Origin of the sequence: Acinetobacter indicus CIP 110367 (genome assembly GCF_000488255.1) — a bacterium.
Lineage (GTDB): Bacteria > Pseudomonadota > Gammaproteobacteria > Pseudomonadales > Moraxellaceae > Acinetobacter > Acinetobacter indicus.
Genome location: NZ_KI530745.1, coordinates 522,809 through 547,660, shown reverse-complemented (window position 1 = coordinate 547,660; position 24,852 = coordinate 522,809). Strand labels below are relative to the sequence as shown.

Genomic DNA, 24,852 nt, shown 5'->3' with positions numbered 1-24,852 from the left:
TTTGACATTCAATGTCATGCTTCAGTACTTCCATATTTACGCTAGAGCTTGCAAAATATCTAGCTAAATTTCAGTATAGATTGTGATAATTGCGTAATCTATTTTTTGCTAACAGAAACATATAATTGGATGGAATTATGTCCACAGGTAACACGACTCCTCGCGAAATTAAAAAATCCTCAAAACTCGAGCATGTATGCTACGACATTCGCGGACCTGTGTTACGAGCGGCCAATGAAATGGAAGAGGCCGGCCATAAAATTATTAAACTGAATATTGGTAACCCCGCCCCCTTCGGCTTTGAAGCCCCGCAGGAAATTATTAACGATGTGGCGCTGAACCTGCCAAATGCAGTCGGTTATACCGACTCCAAAGGGATTTTCCCGGCACGTAAGGCTATTTGCCAGTATTATCAGCAAAAAGGTATTTTTGACCTGCACGTTAATGATGTCTATATCGGCAATGGCGTGTCTGAGCTAATCGTAATGGCCATGCAAGGCCTGCTGGATGATGGCGATGAAATGCTGATTCCAATGCCAGACTATCCACTGTGGACGGCGGCAGTCAATCTGTCGGGTGGTACAGCCATTCACTATAAATGTGATGAAGAAAATCACTGGTATCCAGATCTGGCCGATATGGAAAGCAAAATCACACCCAATACCCGCGGTATTGTGATTATTAACCCGAACAACCCGACCGGTGCGGTTTATCCACGTCATGTGCTGGAACAGATTGTCGCGCTGGCAAAAAAATATGACCTGATTTTATTCGCCGACGAAATTTACGACAAAATCGTGTATGACGGCATTGAGCATGTGTCGGTTGCAGCCCTTGCGGGTGATCAGCTGTGTATTTCATTCAACGGTTTATCTAAAGCCTACCGTATTGCCGGCTACCGTTCTGGCTGGATGGCCATTACTGGCGACCGTTCACGCGCAGCCGACTATATTGAAGGTCTGGACATGCTGGCCTCTATGCGTCTGTGTGCCAACCATCAGGCGCAATATGCGATTCAGACCGCGCTTGGTGGCTATCAGTCAATTAATGACCTGATCCGTCCGGGTGGCCGTCTGTATGAACAGCGCAATATTGCCTGGGAAATGCTGAACGAGATTCCAGGTGTGTCTTGCGTCAAGCCAGAAGGTGCGATGTACTGCTTCCCGAAACTGGACCCGAATGTCTACGCGATTGAAGATGATGAAAAACTGATGCTGGATTTCCTGAAAGCCGAGAAAGTGCTACTGGTTCAAGGCACCGGCTTTAACTGGCCAACCCCAGATCATTTCCGTGTGGTGTTCCTGCCGGCTGAAAATGAATTGCGTGAAGCGCTTAGCCGCTTGGGCCGTTTTCTGGCGAAAATCCGCTAAGCTGAAATACAATAAAAAAGCCGTGATCAATTCACGGCTTTTTTATGCAGACGAGAAAGATTAAAGCGATTTCAGCGGATTGCCGTATTGCTGTAAATAGGCCTGCCCCAGCGCTTCCGAACCTTTAAAACTGAGATGATCATCATCCTGATTCCGGTACAGCGGCGTCCCCTCGACACTTAAATCACATTGCTGTGCATCACACAGCACCTTGGTCGGCTCGACCACAATCAGTTGCGGATACTGCTGCTGCAATTCGCTCATCCACTGATAAATTGGTGCATTGCTCTGCTGGAACTCCTCTGCCGACACCGCGCATTCACGCTCAATCCCCAGCCATTCACGGCGTAATGAGCAATTGGCCTGATCCGGATCAATCACCGGGACATCCATCAGCATCACCACATGTTCGCTGCTGGCCAGCGCACTATCTACCGCGGCCTGTAAACCGGCAAAATAACTGTCTAAATGATCCGCGACCTGACTGTCCTCTTCTGCGCTCCGATGCAGATCATGCCCGGCATCCAGATACTGGCTAAAGGCGGCTGACATCACCACAAATTGATAATGATGCTGCTTTAAATGGGCCTCAATGGCATCATTGCGGGCTTGAAAGGCAGCCACTTCATGCTCACCACGGCCACGCTGAACACCGGGTAAATAAATGGTGGTGTCCTGAGTGCTGTCATAGCCGCGCAGTCCAGCATCTTTGGCCCAGACATCCAGCAGTCCGGTATAGCTGTTGGCATGTGAATCACCAATCAGCATAAAATCAATCTGCGGCTTTTCCACGCCCAGCATACAGTCTTTCGGATTGGCCAGCGTTTCAGGATTGGGAAAGCTGTGACATTTCTGCCGGATGCCATGCGCAAACGAATTTAAGGCTGCCATCTGGTTTTGCACTTGCGGACTTAGGCGCTCCGGAAAACCCTGATGCTGACTGACCAGCTGCGCCACGCCAATAAAACAGAGCGCCGGCGCCACAAAACCGCTCAGAATGACCTTGTAATTGGCAGCCATCACAAAACCTTTGCTCGGCTGTTCAATATAACGATAAGTCAGATAGGCCAGCGCGATACTGAGCAGCACCATAGCCAGCTGATAACCGGCATTAACCGGTAGCATATAGATACTGAACAGTACAATTACCGGCCAGTGCCATAAATATAAAGGATAGGAAATTTTGCCCATCCAGAGGCTAAAACGGTTGGTCAGTACCACATTCTGCGACTGCACGCTCTGACCGATATAATTAATCAATGCTGTTGCCAGACATGGAATCAGCGCCATTGCGCCCGGAAATGGTGTGGCATGATCAAACCACATTGCCGTGCCTAATAATAGCGCCAAACAACCCCAGACCAGCGTTTGCGCCAGCCATTTTGACCATTTCATTTGTGGCAAAAAGCAGATCAGCGCCCCCAAGAGCAGTTCGAAGGCGCGGACCGGCATGCTGTAATAGGCTTTCTCGGCATTCACGCTCAACTGCTGCTGCGCATACAGCAACGACATGAGAATAAAAGACCCGACTATCAGCAGGCCCCATTTCCGGTTACTTTTTTTGATAAAACACAACAGAATCAATGGCCAGAAAATATAGAACTGCTCTTCAACACCCAACGACCATAAATGCAGCAGCGGCACTTCATTAACACTCTGACTGAAGTAATCGCCGACTTCACGCTGCATATAAATATTGGCCATCAGAAACGTAGCATAAAAGACACTGTCAAAATAACGGCTCAGCTCATCGGGCAGCATCACCTGCCAGGCCACCAGACTCACCACACTCAGTGCAGTAAAATAGGCCGGTGCCAAACGCACCACCCGCTTTTTATAAAAGCGACCGATCGAGAAAGTCTGGTTCTGGATTTCTTTGCTTAAAATTAAGGTAATTAAATAACCTGAAATCACAAAGAAAATATCGACGCCAATATAACCACCGGGGAAAATAGACAGGCCAATATGATTAAAAATCACCAACAGGACGGCAATCGCTCTTAAACCGTCAATATCGGCGCGATAGGCAAAACTCATGAACGCGCAGGGGAAAATTGAAACGTGGCTTATTGTAGACCTTTTCAGTCAAAGATCAATTTTGGATACACAGCGACGACAACATCGCTTTCAGGCTATACTGGGCATCATATTATGTGGGGGTGAGGGATGAGCAACTATAAAGTGCATCTGCTGGATATTCAGAACCAGCTACAGAATTATATTTGGCTGCTGGAACATACCACATCCAGAGATGTGATTGTGGTCGATCCCACCGAAGCCGAACCGGTGGAACAGTATTGCCATGAGCATGGTTTAAATTTAAGCCAGATCTGGCTGACTCACTGGCATAAAGACCATATTGGAGGTGTGCCGGAACTGCTGCAATCCCGCAATATTCCAGTGTATGGCCCACGCGAAGAGCTGAGTAAAATCCCGTTTATCACCCATCCTTTGCAGCATGAAGCCCATTTTAAATTTCATGACCTGCAGGTGGATGTACTGGCGGTTCCCGGCCATACCTTGGGGCATATTGTGTATTTTATGGATGCCATCGACACCCTGTTTTGCGGTGACACCCTGTTTGCCATGGGCTGCGGCCGTGTTTTTGAAGGCACCTTTGAGCAGATGTATCACTCTTTAAACCGTCTGGCGGCATTACCGGCACGCACCCAAGTGTACTGCACCCACGAATATACCCTGTCCAATGCTAAATTTGCCCTGCATGTTGAACCGGATAATCTGGCGCTGCAACAGCGTTATCAGCAGGTGGAAGATTTACGCCTGTTAAATCAGCCGACCTTGCCAAGTACGATTGAACTGGAACTGCAGACCAATCCTTTTTTACGGGTGGACAGCGTCGAAGAATTCCAAAAATTACGTGAAATGAAAGATAATTTTTAAAGCGGTTTAACCGGTTTATAACAGCTGGTGACTGGCCGCATTCGTATCCAGCTCGGTCTGTGTCACCACACGTACCGCATTCATTTCATCAATGCGTACCAGCAACAAGCCGCCCAATGCTGGTTGATAACGACGTGCACTGCCAAATGGAGTGTAGGCCACCTGCGATTGTTCGGCAAAGACCAGCCAGTCTTCGTGGCCCAACATGACCGCCACCGGGGTTTGGCCCTGTTGCTGCATCTGTTGAATGGCCTGCGGTACGTCAGCTTCAATGGTATTTGGCGTCATCTTACTCACTCCTGTTGCTGTGCTTTATGATACCCGATCTCCACGCCCGCGATGGCTGAAAATAAAGCCATCAATCACTCAGCGCATACGATCATAGCAGGCACAGATCTCTACAGCTTTTTATCTCGCGCTAGGCCGAGGTTGTAAGAAATACTTAAAGATCTGTTGTCATCAATATTTAACAAATTATTTCAAGCCGGCTAAAATAGCCAATGAATAATATTGAAAATTTAGAATAAAAATACATCAAATATATCAATCAATTAATTTAAAATTTGCTTAAAATTCTGCTGATTTATTCATCAATACACGTTTTTTAGGCGCTCAAATTCTGGATTTTTTGCTGCAAAAATCATCAGTCTCAATATTTTTTGACACACTCTTGAATTTTGCCCTTTAAAAAATCTTGATATAACCATATCTATACTTTATTGAAGATAAGGGAGTACACTCGTGAAAAAAGTGGTAAAAGCTAAAAATTTAATTGCCTTTCGTATTTGGTTAGAAAAACTGGGATATTCAGTCAAAAATTTAGCCGATGGCCGTGGTTTTACCTTTAGTTTTAAAAAAGAATATGGTCTGGTTACTGGTGAACTGGCCGGCAATGCGCTGGCGGTACAACTCGGTGAAGAATTTGAGGACCACTTAAAAGCCTGAATTCGTTTACGCACTCTTTGATCGAGAAAAATAAAGTGTTCTCATAACTTGAGCCCGTTGAACCGTCTGTTCTGCGGGCTTTTCTTTGGGTAGGATAAAAGCCTGACAAAATAACAGGCAATAAAAAAGCAGGACATCTGCCCTGCTTTTTCAAAATTTGGTGGGGATGAAGAGACTCGAACTCTTACACCTTGCGGCGCTGCGACCTGAACACAGTGCGTCTACCAATTCCGCCACATCCCCATATAAAGATGCCAATTTTTTGAAGAAATACTCAAGCTGGCCGGTTCACCAAAAAAGCAAGAAGTTAAACCTTGCTGATTTTGAGTGGTGGGGGCGGAGAGACTCGAACTCTCACGCCTCGCAGCGCTGGAACCTAAATCCAGTGCGTCTACCAATTTCGCCACGCCCCCATACCGGGTACCAACTTAATGCTGGATTTCTCAAAATTCTGGCAGAGGATCAAGGATTCGAACCTTGACGAACGGTTTTGGAGACCGTCATGCTACCATTACACCAATCCTCTGTTACCTAAAATCAAGCTCACTTGATATTTAAGTGGTGGGGGCGGAGAGACTCGAACTCTCACGCCTCGCAGCGCTGGAACCTAAATCCAGTGCGTCTACCAATTTCGCCACGCCCCCGATGGCTGTGTATATTATAGAGATCACTTCCCGATGACAAGCCCTTTTTATGAAAAAGCCACTTGTTTGTTTAAATAAAAAACAAAAGCCTCTATTTTGGTTTTTTCTTAAGCATTTTCAGTGCTTAACAGTGTTTTTAAGGCCAAAAAACTGACTTCTCTCTGGCTTTTTTGTTTGTTGAGCATCGCCTCAAGCAGGTCCTGAAAGCCCAAATACGCTGCAGGCAACTCAATTTTAAGCTGCTGACAATGCAAATAGGCCCAATCCTGATAACTTTTGGCCTGTAAACGACGCTGAGTCAGCCATTCATAGACAATAATCCCCAATGCATAAAGATCACTGGCCAGCGTTTTGGCTTCACCATGAAATAATTCAGGTGCCATATAACGCGGTGTGGCGGTCATATTCGACGCTGCTGGAGCATTTATGGCCTGCAACTGCTCAAAATCAATCAGTTTGACCTGCCCTGCCCATTCGCGCCAATGTTCGGCTTTTAAATCTGCATGTAGATAGCCCAACCGTGTTAGCTGTTCCAGGCTATCCAGTACCTGCAGCAAACGTGTTTGAATCTGACTTAGGCTAAATTGTGAGGGTGCTAAAGCAAAAAACGCTGGCGCATCCGGCACAATCAGATAATCCTGAAAGCTCTCCTGCTGGATGCGTAGGATTTCGGTATTTTGCGCACAATAGAAAGGTAGCAGAAAATCCGGTGCATCTGCCTGCTGAAACTGGCGATAAAAATCCAGCTCTCGGCAAAAACCCGCGCTCAGTTGCGGATGCGCATCCATCTGCTGGGCTTTCAGCCAATATAAGGATTGCCCTTGTTGAAACTGAAACAGACGCCGCCCCATCTTGAAGCTTTGCGGCTTGGTTTTTAACTCAAAACAATAGTGTTCAAGTTCAGCCGGACTAAACGGCAATAAATTCGGATTTGGCGTGTTCAACGGGGTTCTGCTGATATTCTAAAAGTTCCAGACAATGCTGAATGGTTTTACCCACGCGGGCATGGGTTTCAATCATGGAAATTTTTGGCCAGGTGGCGCGTTCACCTTCGCGTTGTAACAATCGGAACAGGTGTGGACGCGGGTTTTGTAACATATAGCTATAATGACGCCAGCCATATTTGCCAACAATATTCACATCACCATAATAACGCTGATCGACAATGCCATGGCCATGATCGAGCAGACGGCGTACTGCCGGCACACCACCGACACGTTCACGGGTAAAGTCCATAATCCCCTTACTAATCACTTTGCCCTGACGGCGCACAATACGCTCCGGCCAGCTCAGCATATCTTTACGGAAACGCTCGGTATCGGTTTGCATAAACGGCACCACATGAGGATTCACCTGACTGGCAATGGTGTAATTGACGTTATACAAACGCGCCATTTTTTCCTGCGGGAAATCACTACGCACACTGCCATCGACCCAGCGGGTTCTGCCCATATAGGGCGTATGTTTCCCATCCTGCCGTTTACTGGTCAAACGCACCGGTGGAAACAACACCGGTACCGCACAGGAGGCCAAAGCTGCACTCCAGACCAGCAAATCTGGCGAGGTATAACTGTTCATGATGCGTGCTTCTTGTGATGCATCATACGGCGCGACTGCAATATTGATATGCAGCCCGGACATCTTAAAAGCTTCTTCAAAGGTGACATCGCCGAGGTTGGTCAGCAGGAATTTTTTTAGATAGCGAACATCGGCAATACCGCCATTGCCCTTTAAAATGTCTTCCCAGCGGCGGAAATGAAAAGCTTCGGTAAAGAAAGATTCACCATTTAAAATGTGCATCATCTCCGATGGTTTAGAAATGCCAAGCATGGCGGTCATAATCGCCCCGGCACTGGAACCGGACAGCACTTGCGGCATCAGGTCACGCTCTAGCAGCGCCTTGCATACACCGGTATGAAACAGACCCAAGGTTGCCCCGCCTGAAAACATAATCGCCGGCTGGCCATAAGCCACCTGACAATTTTTAAAAAATTCGATTTTTTCCTGGGTACTGAGTAAATGGCATTCTTTGGATGCAATAAAGGCCAGACTGTTGCTGACTTCTTCAATATAATCTTCAATAATTTTTTTGGTGCCGACATAGGTCGCGGTAAACAGCATTGGATGGGCAATATTGGCCACATCATAGGTCAGGCCTTCACGCAGAATATACATCAGATCACTGGTGCGCTCTGCCAGGCGATAACGGCGTAATAAGTTCAGACGATGGGCAATAATTTCAGCATCAAAATATGGCGAGGTGTTGTCATACTTCCATTCCTGCGCCCCCGATTCTTCATCTATTTTTAGTGCCAGATTTTTCCATTCTTCGTAACTCTCGGCATGTTCTATTTTTCGTTTTAATTTTTTGATCCGATAGGCCTGATGAGGATTAATGTCCTGGCTAAACTCTTTAAACAACATAGCTTCCCTCTGCGCTTCGCTGAATAGGCGCTGATCTGTCGATGTCTCCTAACTATGCAGAAATTTCAGACATTCTTCAATTGCATAATTCATGTTTTCATTGCTAAATCATTTCGCCTTGGTATACAGTCGTTTGTGCACCCGATAATCTTTTGACCTAGACCGAAAAGCTGAATAATCATGGCGCATATTGATTTACCCGATAATATTCTCACCTCGCTTGCAACCGTTTTGCAGCAGCTCCAGCAACATTTGCCTGAACTCAAGCAAGCCACCGATTTTTCTGCATCGGCCTTTAAATGGCAGGATCAACAGTTAAAAGCCATTTACCAGCCACGAAAAATCCATCTGGAAGATTTAAAAGGTATTGAAAAACAAAAAGAAAAAGTAATTCAAAATACCTTGCAGTTTTTAAATGGCTTACCTGCCAATGATGTGTTACTCACAGGCTCACGCGGTACAGGCAAATCATCTATTGTACGTGCATTATTGACTGAGTATGCCAATCAGGGATTACGTTTAATTGAAATTGAACGCGATGATTTGTCTGAATTGCCAGAAATTCAGAAGATCATTCAGCATCGTCCTGAGAAATTTATTGTCTATTGCGATGATTTAGCTTTTAACGCAGAAGATGAAAATTATCGTAGTTTAAAAAGTGTTTTAGATGGTTCATTACAATCAGGTTCGAGTAATTTTATTATTTATGCGACCAGTAACAGACGTCATTTGCTGCCTGAATTTATGCACGAAAACACACCTGTCACCCGTGTAGATGTACCGCAATATACTGAATTGCATCCTCAAGAAGCGATTGAAGAAAAAATTTCATTGTCTGATCGCTTTGGTTTGTGGCTGTCGTTTTATCCAATGGATCAAAATCTATATTTAGAAATTGTGGAGCACTATTTACACAAAGCCGAGTTGCCAATGAATGTCGAAATACGTGCAGAAGCGTTAAGATGGTGTCAAGCACGTGGACAGCGTTCAGGGCGTGCTGCCTATCAGTTTTCAAAACATTGGATTGGCTCTGCGCAGTTAAAGCAACTTTAAGTTGCCTATTTTTCCTGCCTGACAGAAACAGCGATTATGGATTGAAAATCCTCATCTACAATCTGTTCGCTCATCATGTTGAAAAGCCCAACCTTGTGAGATTGGGCTTTCTATCTTAAGGATTAATCGCTTTTTCTTTTTTAAATTGTGAAATGATCGTATTCATTTCAGGTTCAAATAATTCAATATACCGATCAGATAAACCGCGACTTGAAGATGGATGAGGTAAACCTATAATCTGACAGTTTTCAAACTCACAAAAATATATTTTAAATTTTCTTCCTGAAAACTCTTTCTTTTGCTTCACTACAAAACTATCTAGAATTTCTGTACCTATAATTTCTTCAAAACGGGCTTTAACTATAGGATTTCTTAAAAGATGTATCAGCTGACTTCCCATAAACAGGATTATCTTAGGTTTTAAGGTACTGATATGATTTATAAAATTATTGACATGTTCTTCGCTCAACAGATGCGAGTAATTCGCTAATTGATGATTGCAGGTATTGGCCCAATTGGTCTGTATAATGGACTTATCAAAATCCTGACCATATTCATTACTATCTAGCGGATGCCCCCATAAAGCAAACCACCGTTTAATTCTATTATCATAGGGCCATGATAAAGCACCCTGCCCATATCTCGGAACTTTGTTACTAAAGGTACAGGCGATATTAAAATCAACTGGCTTTGCGTCCCGTGACTGCTCCTGATCTTTCTTAGAGTTACCCCATTCATAACCGCATATCATCAAACCCTGCTGATGATTCCAACCTTCAAATATCCCATTACCCAAATTTAAATCTTTATATCTGACTGATTTCATTTTAACTCAATAAAAAATTATTAAATTCATTGCATTATAAGCATTAAAAAAAGAGGCTTTCGCCTCTTTTACATGCTCTTTTATACTTGCTCTGGATTGGTCAATTCCGTCATCGGCCAGCGCGGTGTGGTCGTCACAGACAAACCATCCTGCTGTCCTGCTTTTAAACGCTGATAACCGGCAAAGGCAATCATGGCGCCGTTATCAGTACAAAGCGCAGGTTCTGCATAATAAACAGTAGCCTTAATCTTGGCTAAATCAGCCTCCAGACGTTCACGCAAGCGCTTGTTAGCACTCACGCCACCAGCAATCACCAGACGTTTTAAACCGGTCTGTTTTAATGCTTTCACCGATTTTTTTACCAAAGTATCTACAATCGCTTCCTGGAAACTGGCGGCAATATCGGCATCACGGTTTTCATCACCGAGTTTCTTCATCTGCACCGAAACGGCAGTTTTTAAACCACTAAAGGAAAAGGTTAAATCCTGATGCAGCATCGGACGCGGGAAAGCAAAAGCATTCGGATCACCCTGCTCGGCCAGTTTGGCAATATTCGGCCCACCCGGATACGGCAAGCCCATCATCTTGGCCACTTTATCAAAAGCTTCACCGGCGGCATCATCAATTGACTCACCCAGCAGTTCATACTGACCAATGCCATACGCGGCCATCAGCTGTGAATGTCCACCCGACACCAACAGTGCAACAAATGGAAATTCAGGCGGCGTTGCAGACAATAACGGTGCCAGCATATGTCCTTCCATATGATGCACACCAATCGCAGGTTTATTTAAGGCAAATGCCAAAGTCCGACCAAACAGTGCGCCCGTCATTAATGCGCCCATCAGGCCCGGACCACGGGTATAGGCCACGGCATCAATATCCGATTTTTTCACACCGCTTTGCTCAAGCAGCTCGTTCATTAATGGAATCAGTTTACGCACATGGTCCCGTGAGGCCAGTTCTGGCACCACGCCGCCATATTCGGCATGCAGTTTGATCTGGCTATACAGCACCTGTCCGCGTAAACCCAACTCACTGTCGTACAGCGCGAGTCCTGTTTCATCACACGATGTTTCTAAGCCTAAAACGATCATTAAACTGCCTATAACCTGTATCAAATTTATTGCGGGAACTATTATAGACTTGTGATATGAGATGTAAATGAGTAAAATAATGACCTTCACTTGTGATCGAGGGCAATTCGGCCCCAGATCTTATCCATAACTTAATGAGGATTCTTCATGCCACAAGTTAAATTGAAAGAAGGCGAACCAGTAGACGTAGCTATCCGTCGTTTCAAACGTTCTTGCGAAAAAGCAGGTGTTTTAGCTGACGTACGTAAGCGTGAATTCTACGAAAAACCAACTCAAGAACGTAAGCGCAAAAAAGCTGCTGCTGTTAAACGCTACCAAAAGAAATTGGCGCGTGAATCAGTACGTACTACTCGCCTTTACTAAGATTAATTTGTGATTGACTGCCTGGATTAAAACATGACTACTTTAAAAAGCCAGATTACTGACGTTTTGAAAGCGACAATGCGCGCTAAAGAAATGGACAAGTTAACGGTCATTCGTAGTCTACAGGCGGCAATTAAGCAAATCGAAGTCGATGAGCGCAAAGAGCTTGACGATGCTCAGGTTCTTGCGGTCATTGAAAAGCAAATTAAACAACGTAAAGAATCGGTTAAAGCCTTTGAAGGTGCTGGCCGAGAAGATTTAGCTAGTAAGGAACAAGCCGAAATTGAGGTGTTATCTCAGTTTCTACCAGAAGCTATGACTGAGGAAGAACTTGATTCCATCATTGCGCAAACGATTGCAGCGCAAGAAGCTACTAGCATGAAAGATATGGGTAAGGTGATGAATTCTCTGCGTCCGCTCATAGCCGGGCGCGCCGATCCTGCACAAGTATCTGCCAAAATTAAAGCCAAATTAAGCTAATTCAAGTCAGGCATACGCCTCACTTTCCTCCCCGAACAGCATCAACAGCTGCATCAGTTTATTTTCCCGAAAATAAAAAAACTGCCTAAAGTTTTAAGCAGTTCTTGAGTCACTTCTATCAGTGTGCACAATTGACCTGATATTTTTTCAGCATCTGCATTTCTTTAGATGAATACACCTGCTGGGCCACATCCTGCTTGGTCATGTTGCGATATTGCGGATCCAGATAGGCACGGTTTTCATCTGCAGCGCTATACAGCTGATCAATATAATTCTGCACAATGCCACAAAACTGCTGTTGCTGCGCCGGACTAAAACCCGATTGCTGCGGATTCAAGCCCTTTAAAAACTGCCGGGTCTGCTGCTTATAACTCTGGTTAATCTGCTCAACCGTCAGTACATACTGCTCCACACTCGCTGCCTGGACCACAGACAGACTCCCCCAGAGCAATATGCCCATCCATAATTTTTTCATCGCGTTATTTAAAATCATTATTTAGCCAAGAGCCAGAATTCTAGCATTTTAAACCCCATGCCTTACAGAGGTTTCCAGCAGACTGACTTGCAAAAACTGCGGTTTTCGATGCGCAAAAGCCTGTTCGGTCGGCGCCGGCACATAGCCTTCAGTCACCGTTCCCAAACGCAAACGCAGAACCCCCAGTAAATCTAAACGGTAAGAATAAATCGGGCTGCCACATTCCTGACAAAACACCCGCGCCTTATTCGGACTGTGAAAATATTCTTTTAAATATTGCTGTCCGCGTACAATTTTAAATTTGGATTGATCAATCGGACTATTCCAGCCCAGCATGGTCCCCTGCGCACGCTGGCAATGCTGGCAAAAACATAAAATGGTCTTTTCCAGCTCGGCCTGATAATGGTAATACACCAGCCCGCATAAACATTGTCCCTGTAACATCATTGTTCTCCTTATTGTTATTATGATTTTTCATGCTGTTAAATTTTGAGCTGTCGTTCCCGCTGCATTTCTGTGGTACGTATTTTCAGTTTGGCAGTCATGGCCTGATTGTCTTTGGCCAGACGCTGGGCATGCAGCAAGGATTTAATCGCTTCTTCCTCCCATCCAGACCAGTATTGCAGTTCTGCACGATAACGCAATACATTCACCGTGCGTAATGGCGAACTATGATCAATATTGGCGGCCTGCTGCATCAAACGCCAGGCACTTAAATCACGCTCATTCCTGTTCAGGAACTTTTGCACCAGTGCCTGTGCTTCAGCCGGCTGATTCTGCCGGATCAGCACCTCTGCCAGCTTGTAATTCAAGGCCCGGTTCTCCGGCATAATCCGCGCAGGCGAACTGATCACTTTATAAGCCTCACTCAGCTTATTCTGCCCTAAATAGATGTCAGTTTGAATTAAACTAATAAGATGATGTAAACGGCGATGATTTTTGGCCTGGTCCAGCGTTTGCTGTGCCAAGGCATAATCTCCCTGCCGGGTATAAAAGGCCGCTAAAGCCAGTTGTGCAGCAAAGTTGTTACGGCTGGCCAGCACCTGTAATTGCTGCTCTGTCGCCTGATTGGATACCACCAAGGTGTACTGTTTTAAAATATCAAATTCTTCATCACGTAATGATGATTTCACCCGTGGCAACTGGTTGGCACGTAAACGCGCTTCACTCATCCGTTCTGTGGTCAGTGGATGGGTAAACCAGAAATCTGGCAGGAAACTGACCCGGCTGGTGGCACGATGCATTACCTCAAAAAAATCAGCCATGCTTTGCGGGTTATAACCGGCGGTATACATATATTGCATGCCAATCCGGTCGGCTTCACGTTCCTGATTACGGCTATAGGTCAGCTGCTTATCCATTAATGCAGCCTGTGAACCCATCATTACGGCAGCACCGGCATCACCATCGGCCTGGGATGCCACCAATGCACCCACCAGCACACCTGCTAGTGCCAGCAACCCCTGACCCTTAAAAGCTTCCTGTGAACGGCTATAATGACGCTGGGTCACGTGAGCAATCTCATGCGCCATCACCCCAGCCACTTCATCCATATTACGCGCAGAAGTCACCAGACCGGTATTTAAGGCAAACAGACCACCCGGCACGGCAAAGGCATTAATTTGCGGATCATTAATAATGAGCAGACCAATGGGCTGGCCCATTTGGGTTTGGCTAAGCAGATGCGAGAAGACCGAGAACAGCTGGTCTTCCAGCCACGGATTTTGCGCCACCGGCATTTGACGCTGCACTTCACGATAGACTTTTTCACCAATCATGCGTTCTTTTTGCTGATCGATCCGCCCCACCCCTGCGCCAATTTCTGGCACATTAAATTGTGGTGAAGTGGTGAAGTTTGCCCCATGTGTCGAAGTGAATGCTGTAAGCAGGCCTAAACTACCTGCTAAAAACAACCGTTTCAAATTGCCGTTCTCAAATTATCTGCTCGTGTCTTGAATATAGCATTCAATATCGAAGAAATATGCAACGAAGTGTTAGGAAGTTTTACGCAAATCCACCATTGACCGCGTAGCCCGGCTGCCGGCCTTCCAGCACATCCACCAGATTTTTATAGGCCAGCCAGGCCATTTTTTTACGGGTTTCTGCGGTCGCCGAGCCAATATGCGGCAAGGTCACCACATTGTCCAGATTAAAGAGCTCCGAACTTTGCAGCGGTTCTTTTTCATAGACATCCAGACCGGCCGCAAAAATTTTCTGTTGTTTCAGCGCGTCAATTAAAGCCTGTTCATTGACCACGGAACCACGGGCAATATTCACAAATACCGCATGTTTTTGCATCAGCTCAAATTCACGCGCACCAATTAAAGCGGTCGAGTCGGCGTTTAAATCCACCGCGACCACCACAAAGTCCGACTGTTGTAGCAGCTCATCCAGACTACGATATTGCGCATTTAAGGGCTGCGCCTGCGCCAGATTTTCACGGCGGTTATGGTACAGAATATTCATGTTAAAGCCATAACGCCCACGACGGGCAATGGCGGCACCAATATTACCCAAACCAATAACCCCTAAAGTTTTACCATGAATATCCTGACCGAACTGGGCCGGGCCAACGGTACGTTTCCATTCGCCCTGTTTGGTCCAGCGATCCAGATAGGCCAGCTGACGCGAAGCTCCCATTAACAGACTAAAAGCCAAATCGGCAGTGGTTTCGGTTAATACATGCGGTGTATGACACAGATAAATCTTTTGCTCAGTCAGATAGTCCACATCATAATTGTCATAACCGACACTGATGCTGGAAACCACTTTAAGACGGCGCGCACCCGTCAGGTTAGAGGCATTGAGCAAACGCCCCGCACCAATCATGCCATCAGCATCTTGGACATGAGTACGAATCTGCTCATTAACATCACCCAGTTTCGGGCTAATTTCTACCAAGTCATACTGCTGTTTCAGCTGGCTTAAAACGTACTGATCAACCTGACTAAATGCGATAACTTTTTGTTTCATTCCTGATCCGTCATGTGTTTTCTATCTTGCATAGCCTGCCATAGCTGTTTTTTCAATAGCGGCTGTTCTAGCATCTCGGCCAAAGTGGGCAATGCTGTAGCTTGCGTTAACTGTACATGAGGCAATTGACCCAACACAATGATCTTTTTCTCCAGTGCAATCGCATCCAGAAAACCTTGTACATATACCGAAACCGCCCGGCCATCTTGCAGCTCAGGCAAAGCAAAGGGCCAATTCAGCTCAAAAAATTCTGCCTGTGCCGCACGCTGGATATTACGCCATAACTGTTGCTGCGACTCATTGATGTGGGTGGCATCCAGCACAATCGTATATTGTTTTGTAGCAATGGCTTGTAAATGGAATGCATCAATCTGTAAGGCAGGCTGCACTTCAACCAGAGCCGCAGGCGTGACAGGTTCTGCCGGGCTTTCGACTGGATTCTCTTGCGGAGAGACTTGTGGTTCCGCAACAGGCTGTCTGAGTTGTAAGGCAATATCTTGAGGTACTGTCGCCGCGACAGCCGCCGGCATGACAATTTCAGTCAGCAGTTCTGCCGGGGCCTGATCTCGCCATAAGGAAGATGTGGGCAAATTTTGAGATGCAGCGTCCCGGGGAATCCATATATCAATTCCCAAACTTGCCAAAATCTCACGTTGATGCCCAATCATCTGCTATCGTCACTTATGTCCATAGGGCTATTCTAGCCGGATTAGTCCGGTTTTGCTGTGCTTTCTGCATCCAGTCATATTAAAGCTGCTCAATGATGATGACACAATCCACCTACCGCACTCAGAAATAGAGTGCTTAGATAATCATTAAACTGTTTTTCTTCTGCATACGCTCGACCATTTCTTCGGTGGCAAAGCCTAAACGCCAGTACAGCAGCTCCAGTACATCCAGCTCATCCTGAGTGATAATCCGGTCATTCCACAAACAGGCTTCAGCAATACCCAGAATACTTAAACGGTCACGCAACAACAGCCCGGCCATATCATTCAGAATTTCTGCCAGATCAATTGGCTCATCGGAAATTTCTTCATACAGCGACATTTCATACGGTGTCAGTACGCGCTGTAAAATTTTTTCCCGCACTTCCAGCTGGTTGCCGCTATTGATTTGCTGCACATGCAGCAAGGCATCAATTAAACGTACAATTTGCGGTTTAACTTCATCCAGCGCCGTCGGGGTATGTAGCGGCAGCAGGTTCAACTCGGATTTGACCCGCTCCAGCAGCAAGGCATCCAGCAGTCCAATTTCCCCATCTTCCTGAATAATTTTGGCCAGCTTGGTCAAAAACTGCCGCGCGATACTGGCCGGCATACCGCCAATATTCTGGCAGGCTTCCAGAAAAATGGAGATATGCACCCGACCATCCAGATTCAACAAGGCATCGACAATGGCACGGCTGACTTCTACTTCAGGTGGAATAAATTCGCGGTATTGGCGAATCATTAAAATTGCCATCATCACCTCACGCGAACCAGTGGCCGTCTGCAAGGCACGCTGGATCAGTTCCGGACGCGGCATATTACGGCGGATTTCCGGTTTCAGCGGCTTGATTGCATCTTTAATGGCAAAACTAATCGGGGATAACCGCAATAAAGGCAAAGGTTGCGGCGAACTCCACGGTGCATAATATTCACCATTGACCTCTTCCAGTGAACGAAACAGACCAAACCAGGGCTGACTGCGCAGCTTTTTTAAATTTTCCAGTTGTAGATCCTGCACCAGTGCCGGATTTAACTCATAAATCCGCGCATCAATACTCGGATGGATATTCAACCAGCTTTGCGGACTCAGCGAGTTGGCAAAACACATATGCGCAATTGATTCCGAATATTCACTGTGAATTTGCGAACCGGCATGGTGCACATAAATCCTGAGCAGGGTTTGAATATTGGCATTGTTCTGGATTAAACGTTTGGTTTTCAGGTCGTTTTTAAAGGTACGCCCGCTCAGGTTTAAAAATTTAATAAAACGGGTAATCAGCATGCCTAAGCTGCCAATCAGCCAGATCATGCCGCCCAGTGCAACAAAAGGCGTGGCAGGTGCATAAGCGGTGTTGTAATACTGCTTGCCAAAGCCGAGTTTGGCCACTTTACTGCCCCACTGGCTTAACGTGGTCAGGCTGCTGTAGAGAATTTTCAGCTTGGTATTTTCCGCAGTTTCACCACTTAAAATTTGATGAAACTCATGACTGAGCAAGCCATACAGTTCCTGCTCATCCAGGTTTTGCAAGGCGCCCCAGGTCAGAATAATCGCAATATCGCGTGGATAAAAACCGGCGGTCAGTGCATTTACCCCGACTTCATCCGGCAGGACATACAGCGCCGGCGTATCAATCGCGAAGGTATCGGCCAGCTGTTCGGTAATTTTTAAGGCAACACTTTCTTCCGGCGTGCTTTCAATCAGGCTTAAACGACGTGCACACAGCTGCTTGGCCAGTGAGTGGCCGCCAGAACGGAAAATATATAATTCAATGGCAATGGAAATGCCCATTAAAGACAGCAGTACCGCGACCAGATAAGGACTTAAGCTATGCCAGTAAATGGACTGCGAAGCATCAATATAATGCACCAGCAAACCCAGTACAGTATTTAAAATAAAAATGGTCAGGATGACCGCAAGCAGACACAGGCTTGCAGACCACATCATATTCTTGTTTTTAATAAAGTAGTAACCTACATCTTTCAATGTAAATTTCCTTAAATTACATTGTCTTTAGGCGACATCATAAATGAAAAAAGCGGGAATTTCCCGCTTTTCCTGCCAGTTTTACAAGAATTATTCTTCTTTCAAACCGGTCAAATCTACCGATGCAGCATCAATATTCACATCGATATAATTGTCTTTTTTCTTTTTAGCTGTATCGCTGCGTTTTTGCTGAAGATTATCCAGATAGGCTTCATCAATACCGCCTGCGACATAAACCCCATCAAACACCGAGCAATCGAAATCATTCACTTCTGGCACTTTATGGGTACGTACTGCAGCTTTCAAATCTTCAAGATCTTGGAAAATCAGACGGTCAGCACCAATAATTTCACGAATTTCTTCGACGCTACGGCTAGAGGCAATTAGCTCCGATTTAGCCGGCATATCAATACCATACACGTTTGGATATTTCACCATCGGTGCCGCTGAAGCGAAGAATACGCGTTTGGCACCAGCGTCACGTGCCATCTGGATAATTTCGTTACAGGTGGTACCACGCACAATCGAGTCATCTACCAGTAACACATTCTTGCCTTTAAATTCCAGCTCAACCGGGTTCAGCTTTTGACGTACCGATTTTTTACGCTGCTGCTGACCTGGCATAATGAAGGTACGACCGATATAACGGTTTTTCATAAAGCCTTCACGGAATTTAACACCTAAGGTGTTGGCCAGTTCCAAGGCCGAAGTACGCGAAGTATCTGGAATTGGAATCACGACATCAATATCGTGTTCCTCACCCCATTCACGCAGGATTTTTTGCGCCAGCTTCTCACCCATTTTTAAACGGGCTTTATAAACCGAAATACCATCAATGGTCGCATCTGGACGCGCGAAATACACATATTCAAAAATACATGGATGATATTCAGATTGGGCCGCACACTGCTGGGTAAACATCTGGCCGTTAGAGTCAATGAAGATGGCTTCACCCGGTGCCAGGTCACGCTCGACTTTAAAGCCCAGTGCCGTAATTGCCACCGATTCAGAGGCAATGATGTATTCCATGCCTTCATCGGTTTCACGCGAACCGTAAATTAACGGACGAATCCCATGCGGGTCACGGAAGCCCACAATCCCTTGACCGGTCACCATGGCCACCACGCCATAAGCCCCTTTACAACGCTCATGCACACGCGTTACCGCATGGAAGATATCTTCTGCTGCCGGCTCCAGCTTGCCGCGTTTTTGTAATTCATGGGCAAAAACGTTTAACAGTACTTCTGAATCTGAATCGGTATTCATGTGACGTAAATCAGTCTTGAACAGGTCTTCATGAATTTCTTCGGCATTGGTCAGATTACCGTTATGCGCCAGCGTAATACCGTACGGCGAGTTCACATAAAACGGCTGCGCTTCTGCACTGCTAGATGAACCTGCCGTCGGATAACGCACATGACCAATCCCGTAGTTGCCCAGCAAGGCACGCATGTGACGGGTATGGAATACATCACGCACCATGCCGTTGTCTTTACGCAAGAACAAGCGACCTTCCTGGCAAGTGACAATCCCAGCTGCATCTTGTCCCCGATGTTGTAACATCGTTAATGCATCAAACAACATTTGGTTAACAGGTGATTTACCAGCTATACCAACTACTCCACACATAGCAACCTCGCAGACCAGCTAGGATTAATAAAAAGGATTATTCGTTGACTCATCTGCGCCCTTTCGTTCAGGTTCAGATGAAGAACCAGAAGATTTCGGAGCATCTTCTGATTTGATGTGCTGTAAAGCCTCATTGGCGGCATCTTTGGACATTTGTGTGGCCCAAGGCGCATAAGGTAAAAGGGTTTGAATAAATTTGGACTGTTTCCAGTGCGGCGAACTTTCGACCCACGGCCCAATGCCCTGAATGGCAATTAGCACAATCAGCAGACCTTTGAGGGTACCAAACGCACCACCGGCTAAACGATTTAATGGGCCCAGTTTCAGCGATTTCAAGATGCGGTTTAATAATGCGCTCACCATCCAGGTCAGCACCACAATCACCAACACAATAAAAGCAAAGGCCGCAATTTTCTGAACCACCGGATCAGCACTGAGAGCGGTCATTGAAGGCGCTAGAACGGAAGCATATTTTGCCGCCACAATCAGGGCAAAAATCCAACCGACCAAGTTCGCAAAGGCTTTAATAAATCCTTGACGCAAACCGTTAAGCCCTCCAATGAGCAGAATAATCAGTATAAAGATATCGATGGCGTTCATGACTTTAAAGTGCGTCTACACAATCTTTCACAAGTTCCGGGCCAGTATAGACCAAACCGCTATACACTTGTACCAAAGTTGCACCGGCATTGCGTTTCGCAACTGCCTGCTCACCTGAAAGAATACCACCAACACCAATTAAAGGAATTTTGCCCTCTAAGGTTTTGGCAAAGGCTGCCAGACACGCGGTACTCTTTTCAAATACTGGCGCACCCGATAAACCACCGGCTTCATCGCCATGTGGCAAATTCTCTACCCCTTCACGAGACAAGGTGGTATTGGTCACAATTAAACCATCAATTTTAAATTGCAGTAATTGCTGGGCAATAAATTCAATATCGGACGGTTCTAGATCTGGCGCGACTTTCAGCACCAACGGTACATAATGCTGATGCTCTTCGGCCAACGCCAACTGACGCTGTTTCAAGGTTTGCAACAGCTCGGTCAGGGCATCGCCGCTTTGCAGACTACGCAAATTCTTGGTGTTTGGTGATGAGATATTGACCGTAATATAAGAGGCGTAATTATAAACTTTTTCTAAACAGATCAGATAATCATCAACCGCTTTTTCTACCGGAGTATCGGCATTTTTACCAATATTAATCCCCAGTACGCCTTTAAATTTGGCGGCCTTGACGTTTTCAATCAGCTTATCGACGCCATCATTATTAAAACCCATGCGGTTAATAATGGCTTTGGCCTGCGGTAAACGGAACAGACGCGGATGTGGATTACCGGCTTGTGGACGCGGGGTGATGGTACCAATTTCAATAAAACCAAAACCTAGAGCGGCCAGTGCATCAATATAGGCACCATTTTTGTCCAGGCCTGCAGCCAGACCTACCGGATTCGGGAATTCAATACCCATACAGGTGACCGGTTTTGCTGCCACCTGCTGACGCATCAGGCCCATTTTATGACCTGATTTTAATAAAGATAATGTGAGCTCATGTGCACGCTCCGGTGCCAAAGAAAACAACAAAGGGCGGGCAAGAGAATACAACATATCGGCAAAAGTCTACGGCTTTTTAAGTCGGCCTATTATAGGCCCAGATTGTTGAAAACACCATGCTTGACCATTGTTTATTTTTACCGGTTATTGCACTGTCGCCGTTAATTTAATCTGCCCGGCATCAGAAATTAATTCCATTTTTTCAATGCTTAATCCCATTTGTGCCAGCTGGGTCAGGAAATTGGCCAGCACAGAATATTGTGCATGACTGCTTACAATTTGAATTTTTTCACCCGACTGCTGCGATGCCACCGACAAACCCTGCTGCTGTGCCACGCGCTGTACTTTTTCCAGACTGCTGAGCTGTAAATCCCCGGCCGGCTTCATGGTCACGGCGTTGCTTTGCATCCACACCACCAGATCTTTTAAGGTATTGAGCCGTTTTTGCTGCTGATCTGCTGCGCCGTGCATATACCACAGCGCCGATCCGACGGCGGCCACCAGCACAAAAATACCGGTAAAAATCACCATGATCCGTTCACGCAAGCTCAGCGTATCTAAATAGTCATTTAATTTTTCCAGCGACTGATCCCAACGCTGCTGAATTTTTTCTACTGCTTTCATTATTGTATTTTCACCAGTCCGATTGCGCCGTTGGCGGCCGGTTGAATATTACCTAGCTCGACCTTAAAGCCTTGCTGGTTTAATTGCTGGGTCAATGCCTGCAAGCTGGCTGCGGAACTGGCCTGCAATTCCATATTCAGGCTGGACAGATCATAATTGACCCGTCTGGCCACAATCTGATTCTGCATCAATACCGGCCCGACCCGACTGAGCAACTGTAAGGCCTGGGTATCGGCAGTCTGGCTTTGTTTTAACTGATATTCAAACTGGCTTTTAATATTTTGCTCGGTGACCGGATAGTTTTGCCCAAACCAGTATTTAAACTGATCAATCGCCTGCACCGCGGTCTGATTCGCGACTTTTTTATACTGATACCAGCGCGTGGCATCATAACTGAACTGCACCACCAGAATCCCCAAAAATACCGCAGCACAGGCTTTCCAGTAACCCGAAATGCCCGATTCACTTTTGGCTTTGGGTAAAATATTAAAAGGATGCTGTTTGACTTTTTTCAGCACCGGCACTTCATAATGGAAAGAGCTTAACTGCTCATGCGTGCTGATAGCCTCAATACTGTGCATCTGTTCGGCGGTAAAATTACTGATCTGATAACGCTGTTCAGGCGCCTGATAATCCAGAAATAAAGCCAGATCATCGACCGAGCTGCCCAGATATTCATTTTCACGTACCAGCAACCGGCCACAGACATTGGCCAGCACAATATGATCAGGCTCAGGCACTGGCAGCAATAAAAAGTCTGGCAATAAGGCCGTGACTTTGACCGGCAATAGCGCCAAAGCATGTTGCAAGGTTTCGACATGGCTTTGCGCCACACCAAGTAAAGTCAGGCGGTCCGGCTGCTGAAAATGATGCAGCACTTTCATGGCATCAATTGGCAATACCACAAACTCTTCTAGCAGGAATTTAATCCCCTCTGGCCCCAGCTGCTTGTATTGGGCCTTGCTCATCTGCTGTTGCAGCATCTGTATATCCCGGCTCGGGAAATACACCACTGCTTCTTCACCCTGATGAAGCTGTATCGCCTGAATCAGGTCTTCCAGGGTATTGGCCTGAACCCAGTACTCCCCGCTTGACCATTGCCAAACCCCATTGGCTTCCGGCATCCATATTTGCAACATTGTTATTGTACTGCCATGAAATAAAGTGTGTTGTTATGCGTCTGGAATAAAACTTTTTATTTGTGTCGATAAACCTGCAGCAATAACCGCCTGCTCATAAATACGCGCTTCTGCCAGCGCATAAGGATGGAAAGATTCCCCAGTTAACTGCTCTGCAATATGGGCCACCACATTCATATGACACACCACCGCAATTGATTCATAAGGCAAATGCGATAACCACTCAACAGCTTGAGTCGCATCATCATCCGGTTTAATGGTATTGCAGATCACCACAGGCACATCTTTAAAATAGGTCTGGATATGCGCCAGCGTTTCCTGGGCACGTAACAGCGGACTGACCACAAACACATCCGGACGGATCAGATCTTTTAAATACTCTGCCGTTTGCTGTGCCTGGATATGCCCACGTTCGGTCAGGGGACGTTTAATATCATTACCATGCACGGGTGGTGAAGCTTCACCATGACGCACTAGGGTCAATTGCATATACATTTCCTTATTTCATTTTGTCCGCATTATAAGCAGTAAATATGACAGTTCGGTTCATCAAACTGTCATATTTTAAACAATTTATACTTCATGATGCGGCAATACAAACTCTACATCACTACGATGGCCATTTTTCATGAGTGCCAGTGCAATCGTCAGCGGCGGCTGTCCTTCATAAATCACATCATACAAGGCGCTGGTAATTGGCATATACACATCCAGCTCTTCAGAACGTGCTTTGACCTGCACAATGGTATTAATCCCTTCTGCAGTCTGGCCCAGTTCCTGTGTGGCCTGTTCCAGGGTTTTACCTTTGCCCAGTGCATACCCCACCTGATAATTACGACTCAATGGACTGCTACAGGTGGCAAATAAATCACCGACACCTGACAAACCAAGGAACGTCAGCGGGTTGGCGCCCAGCTTGACCGCAAAACGGCTCATTTCAGCTAAGGCTCGGGTTAGAATCATACTTTTGGTATTTTCACCGACGTTATACGCGGCAGCCATGCCCATCGCCACGGCATAAATATTTTTTAACGCCCCGCCAAGTTCAACCCCGTGTACATCATCACTACCGAATACACGGAATAAAGCACTGTGCAGTGCCTGCTGCACCGCATAACGCACCAGTTCTGACTGGCTGGCAATCACGGTTCCGGCGGGCTGCCCGGCTACAATTTCTTTGGCCAGGTTCGGGCCAGACAGCACGCCATACGGCACTTCTGGCAATTCGGCACGAATAATATCGCTCATAAAGCAGAAGGTTTTGGCCTCAATGCCCTTGGTCAGGGACACCACCGCTTGCGAGGTGATAAACGGCTTAATCTGCTTCAGCACATCACGAAAAGAATGACTTGGAATGGCGACCAAAATAATATCGCGGTCGCGCACCGCCAGTTCCAGATCCGACACTGCTTTTAAGCCCGGCTCTAAAGGAAAATCTGGCAAATAGCGTTTATTGATATGAGTGCGGTTAATTTCTTCAGCGGTGGCTTCATCCCGAATCCAGATCATGGTATCGCAGCCGTTACGCACCGCGGTATTGGCCATGGCGGTACCAAAACTGCCCCCACCCAAGACGGTAATTCTTAATGCGGTTTTCTGATCAATATTGACCGGTTCTACCAGACTGGCAAAATTCAATTCTGACATTATTTTTATATCCTCA

25 protein-coding genes and 4 tRNA genes are annotated in these 24,852 nt (G+C 46.2%); 6 read left to right on the top strand and 23 right to left on the bottom strand.

The features are described from left to right. Positions 1–137: 137 nt before the first annotated feature. A complete protein-coding gene (locus P253_RS02655) occupies positions 138–1,370 on the top strand; it encodes a pyridoxal phosphate-dependent aminotransferase (RefSeq protein ID WP_005177173.1) in 1,233 nt (410 codons plus the stop codon). 60 nt (positions 1,371–1,430) lie between these two features. Here P253_RS02655 and P253_RS02650 read toward each other — a convergent pair whose 3' ends face one another. Beyond that, positions 1,431–3,407: an acyltransferase family protein gene (locus P253_RS02650; protein ID WP_016658342.1), complete on the bottom strand. Its 1,977-nt coding sequence runs from the start codon at positions 3,405–3,407 to the stop codon at positions 1,431–1,433. A gap of 129 nt (positions 3,408–3,536) precedes the next feature. On the opposite strand from P253_RS02650, the gene gloB reads away from it, so the two are divergent. Beyond that, on the top strand, positions 3,537–4,271 hold the full coding sequence (gene gloB / locus P253_RS02645) for a hydroxyacylglutathione hydrolase (RefSeq protein WP_016658343.1): 735 nt from the start codon (positions 3,537–3,539) through the stop codon (positions 4,269–4,271). Positions 4,272–4,286: 15 nt separating this feature from the next. On the opposite strand, the gene P253_RS02640 is transcribed toward gloB, so the two are convergent. Then, positions 4,287–4,559, bottom strand: coding sequence for a hypothetical protein (locus tag P253_RS02640; protein WP_016658344.1), 273 nt, complete (start codon positions 4,557–4,559; stop codon positions 4,287–4,289). 453 nt (positions 4,560–5,012) lie between these two features. Here P253_RS02640 and P253_RS02635 point away from each other — a divergent pair, with 453 nt between their 5' ends. Further along, positions 5,013–5,216, top strand: coding sequence for a hypothetical protein (locus tag P253_RS02635; RefSeq protein WP_005177162.1), 204 nt, complete (start codon positions 5,013–5,015; stop codon positions 5,214–5,216). 158 nt (positions 5,217–5,374) lie between these two features. On the opposite strand, the gene P253_RS02630 is transcribed toward P253_RS02635, so the two are convergent. From P253_RS02630 to P253_RS02605, 6 genes are all read right to left on the bottom strand, one after another. Continuing rightward, positions 5,375–5,459: transfer RNA gene (locus tag P253_RS02630), tRNA-Leu, on the bottom strand. Positions 5,460–5,544: 85 nt separating this feature from the next. Continuing rightward, a tRNA-Leu gene (locus P253_RS02625) sits at positions 5,545–5,629 on the bottom strand. A 39-nt stretch (positions 5,630–5,668) separates the two neighbouring features. After that, positions 5,669–5,742: transfer RNA gene (locus tag P253_RS02620), tRNA-Trp, on the bottom strand. A 33-nt stretch (positions 5,743–5,775) separates the two neighbouring features. Then, positions 5,776–5,860, bottom strand: a tRNA-Leu gene (locus P253_RS02615). Positions 5,861–5,967: 107 nt separating this feature from the next. Next, on the bottom strand, positions 5,968–6,804 hold the full coding sequence (locus P253_RS02610; RefSeq protein WP_016658345.1) for a protein kinase domain-containing protein: 837 nt from the start codon (positions 6,802–6,804) through the stop codon (positions 5,968–5,970). Next, entirely contained in the window at positions 6,770–8,284 is a 1,515-nt protein-coding gene (locus P253_RS02605; RefSeq protein ID WP_016658346.1) for a DUF3336 domain-containing protein, read from the bottom strand. Before P253_RS02605 ends, P253_RS02610 begins: the two co-directional genes overlap by 35 nt. A gap of 180 nt (positions 8,285–8,464) precedes the next feature. Between P253_RS02605 and P253_RS02600 the strand changes: the two genes are divergently transcribed. Further along, positions 8,465–9,337 carry an ATP-binding protein gene (locus P253_RS02600; RefSeq protein ID WP_016658347.1) on the top strand — a complete coding sequence of 291 codons (873 nt, stop codon included), beginning with the start codon at positions 8,465–8,467 and terminating at the stop codon, positions 9,335–9,337. A gap of 115 nt (positions 9,338–9,452) precedes the next feature. Here P253_RS02600 and P253_RS02595 read toward each other — a convergent pair whose 3' ends face one another. Next, positions 9,453–10,163: a hypothetical protein gene (locus tag P253_RS02595; RefSeq protein WP_016658348.1), complete on the bottom strand. Its 711-nt coding sequence runs from the start codon at positions 10,161–10,163 to the stop codon at positions 9,453–9,455. Between the two features lie 80 nt (positions 10,164–10,243). Further along, positions 10,244–11,260: a tRNA (adenosine(37)-N6)-threonylcarbamoyltransferase complex transferase subunit TsaD gene (gene tsaD / locus P253_RS02590; RefSeq protein WP_005177148.1), complete on the bottom strand. Its 1,017-nt coding sequence runs from the start codon at positions 11,258–11,260 to the stop codon at positions 10,244–10,246. A gap of 147 nt (positions 11,261–11,407) precedes the next feature. On the opposite strand from tsaD, the gene rpsU reads away from it, so the two are divergent. Together rpsU and P253_RS02580 are read left to right on the top strand one after the other, a co-directional pair. Beyond that, positions 11,408–11,623: a 30S ribosomal protein S21 gene (gene rpsU / locus P253_RS02585; RefSeq protein WP_001136722.1), complete on the top strand. Its 216-nt coding sequence runs from the start codon at positions 11,408–11,410 to the stop codon at positions 11,621–11,623. A gap of 33 nt (positions 11,624–11,656) precedes the next feature. Next, positions 11,657–12,103 (top strand): GatB/YqeY domain-containing protein, encoded by a 447-nt coding sequence (locus P253_RS02580; protein WP_005177146.1) that lies wholly within the window; start codon positions 11,657–11,659, stop codon positions 12,101–12,103. 118 nt (positions 12,104–12,221) lie between these two features. Here the strand turns inward: P253_RS02580 and P253_RS02575 are convergent, their stop codons facing one another. The 13 genes from P253_RS02575 to P253_RS02515 form a co-directional block, all read right to left on the bottom strand. Continuing rightward, positions 12,222–12,578, bottom strand: coding sequence for a hypothetical protein (locus tag P253_RS02575; protein ID WP_035363064.1), 357 nt, complete (start codon positions 12,576–12,578; stop codon positions 12,222–12,224). 48 nt (positions 12,579–12,626) lie between these two features. After that, positions 12,627–13,022, bottom strand: a complete 396-nt coding sequence (locus P253_RS02570) for a GFA family protein (protein WP_016658350.1) — start codon at positions 13,020–13,022, stop codon at positions 12,627–12,629. A 38-nt stretch (positions 13,023–13,060) separates the two neighbouring features. Further along, positions 13,061–14,500: a M48 family metalloprotease gene (locus P253_RS02565; protein ID WP_016658351.1), complete on the bottom strand. Its 1,440-nt coding sequence runs from the start codon at positions 14,498–14,500 to the stop codon at positions 13,061–13,063. An 82-nt stretch (positions 14,501–14,582) separates the two neighbouring features. Beyond that, positions 14,583–15,551, bottom strand: coding sequence for a 2-hydroxyacid dehydrogenase (locus P253_RS02560; RefSeq protein ID WP_016658352.1), 969 nt, complete (start codon positions 15,549–15,551; stop codon positions 14,583–14,585). Continuing rightward, positions 15,548–16,219, bottom strand: coding sequence for a P-loop nucleotide/nucleoside kinase family protein (locus P253_RS02555; protein ID WP_016658353.1), 672 nt, complete (start codon positions 16,217–16,219; stop codon positions 15,548–15,550). Before P253_RS02555 ends, P253_RS02560 begins: the two co-directional genes overlap by 4 nt. 136 nt (positions 16,220–16,355) lie before the next feature. Then, a complete protein-coding gene (locus P253_RS02550; protein WP_016658354.1) occupies positions 16,356–18,245 on the bottom strand; it encodes a M48 family metallopeptidase in 1,890 nt (629 codons plus the stop codon). A gap of 90 nt (positions 18,246–18,335) precedes the next feature. Further along, positions 18,336–19,874 (bottom strand): amidophosphoribosyltransferase, encoded by a 1,539-nt coding sequence (purF, locus tag P253_RS02545; RefSeq protein WP_016658355.1) that lies wholly within the window; start codon positions 19,872–19,874, stop codon positions 18,336–18,338. Between the two features lie 24 nt (positions 19,875–19,898). Continuing rightward, a complete protein-coding gene (locus tag P253_RS02540; protein ID WP_016658356.1) occupies positions 19,899–20,474 on the bottom strand; it encodes a CvpA family protein in 576 nt (191 codons plus the stop codon). A gap of 4 nt (positions 20,475–20,478) precedes the next feature. Beyond that, positions 20,479–21,480, bottom strand: a complete 1,002-nt coding sequence (locus P253_RS02535) for a quinone-dependent dihydroorotate dehydrogenase (RefSeq protein WP_016658357.1) — start codon at positions 21,478–21,480, stop codon at positions 20,479–20,481. Positions 21,481–21,570: 90 nt separating this feature from the next. Next, a complete protein-coding gene (gspM, locus tag P253_RS02530; RefSeq protein ID WP_016658358.1) occupies positions 21,571–22,050 on the bottom strand; it encodes a type II secretion system protein GspM in 480 nt (159 codons plus the stop codon). Then, positions 22,050–23,189, bottom strand: a complete 1,140-nt coding sequence (gene gspL, locus P253_RS02525) for a type II secretion system protein GspL (RefSeq protein WP_035362982.1) — start codon at positions 23,187–23,189, stop codon at positions 22,050–22,052. The genes gspM and gspL overlap by 1 nt, the downstream gene beginning before the upstream one ends. Positions 23,190–23,222: 33 nt before the next feature. Further along, positions 23,223–23,678 carry a SixA phosphatase family protein gene (locus tag P253_RS02520; protein WP_016658360.1) on the bottom strand — a complete coding sequence of 152 codons (456 nt, stop codon included), beginning with the start codon at positions 23,676–23,678 and terminating at the stop codon, positions 23,223–23,225. 84 nt (positions 23,679–23,762) lie between these two features. Further along, positions 23,763–24,836, bottom strand: coding sequence for an NAD(P)H-dependent glycerol-3-phosphate dehydrogenase (locus P253_RS02515; RefSeq protein ID WP_016658361.1), 1,074 nt, complete (start codon positions 24,834–24,836; stop codon positions 23,763–23,765). Positions 24,837–24,852 lie beyond the last annotated feature (16 nt).

Coding starts and splice junctions, on each gene's coding strand:
- tsaD (WP_005177148.1), bottom strand. CDS start 11,260: ATGATCGTTTTAGGCTTAGAAACATCGTGTGATGAAACAGGACTCGCG.
- purF (WP_016658355.1), bottom strand. CDS start 19,874: ATGTGTGGAGTAGTTGGTATAGCTGGTAAATCACCTGTTAACCAAATG.
- P253_RS02540 (WP_016658356.1), bottom strand. CDS start 20,474: ATGAACGCCATCGATATCTTTATACTGATTATTCTGCTCATTGGAGGG.
- P253_RS02600 (WP_016658347.1), top strand. CDS start 8,465: ATGGCGCATATTGATTTACCCGATAATATTCTCACCTCGCTTGCAACC.
- gspM (WP_016658358.1), bottom strand. CDS start 22,050: ATGAAAGCAGTAGAAAAAATTCAGCAGCGTTGGGATCAGTCGCTGGAA.
- P253_RS02570 (WP_016658350.1), bottom strand. CDS start 13,022: ATGTTACAGGGACAATGTTTATGCGGGCTGGTGTATTACCATTATCAG.
- gspL (WP_035362982.1), bottom strand. CDS start 23,189: ATGTTGCAAATATGGATGCCGGAAGCCAATGGGGTTTGGCAATGGTCA.
- P253_RS02640 (WP_016658344.1), bottom strand. CDS start 4,559: ATGACGCCAAATACCATTGAAGCTGACGTACCGCAGGCCATTCAACAG.
- P253_RS02655 (WP_005177173.1), top strand. CDS start 138: ATGTCCACAGGTAACACGACTCCTCGCGAAATTAAAAAATCCTCAAAA.
- P253_RS02555 (WP_016658353.1), bottom strand. CDS start 16,219: ATGATTGGGCATCAACGTGAGATTTTGGCAAGTTTGGGAATTGATATA.
- P253_RS02605 (WP_016658346.1), bottom strand. CDS start 8,284: ATGTTGTTTAAAGAGTTTAGCCAGGACATTAATCCTCATCAGGCCTAT.
- P253_RS02575 (WP_035363064.1), bottom strand. CDS start 12,578: ATGAAAAAATTATGGATGGGCATATTGCTCTGGGGGAGTCTGTCTGTG.
- P253_RS02560 (WP_016658352.1), bottom strand. CDS start 15,551: ATGAAACAAAAAGTTATCGCATTTAGTCAGGTTGATCAGTACGTTTTA.
- P253_RS02650 (WP_016658342.1), bottom strand. CDS start 3,407: ATGAGTTTTGCCTATCGCGCCGATATTGACGGTTTAAGAGCGATTGCC.
- P253_RS02535 (WP_016658357.1), bottom strand. CDS start 21,480: ATGTTGTATTCTCTTGCCCGCCCTTTGTTGTTTTCTTTGGCACCGGAG.
- P253_RS02595 (WP_016658348.1), bottom strand. CDS start 10,163: ATGAAATCAGTCAGATATAAAGATTTAAATTTGGGTAATGGGATATTT.
- rpsU (WP_001136722.1), top strand. CDS start 11,408: ATGCCACAAGTTAAATTGAAAGAAGGCGAACCAGTAGACGTAGCTATC.
- P253_RS02520 (WP_016658360.1), bottom strand. CDS start 23,678: ATGCAATTGACCCTAGTGCGTCATGGTGAAGCTTCACCACCCGTGCAT.
- P253_RS02580 (WP_005177146.1), top strand. CDS start 11,657: ATGACTACTTTAAAAAGCCAGATTACTGACGTTTTGAAAGCGACAATG.
- P253_RS02515 (WP_016658361.1), bottom strand. CDS start 24,836: ATGTCAGAATTGAATTTTGCCAGTCTGGTAGAACCGGTCAATATTGAT.
- gloB (WP_016658343.1), top strand. CDS start 3,537: ATGAGCAACTATAAAGTGCATCTGCTGGATATTCAGAACCAGCTACAG.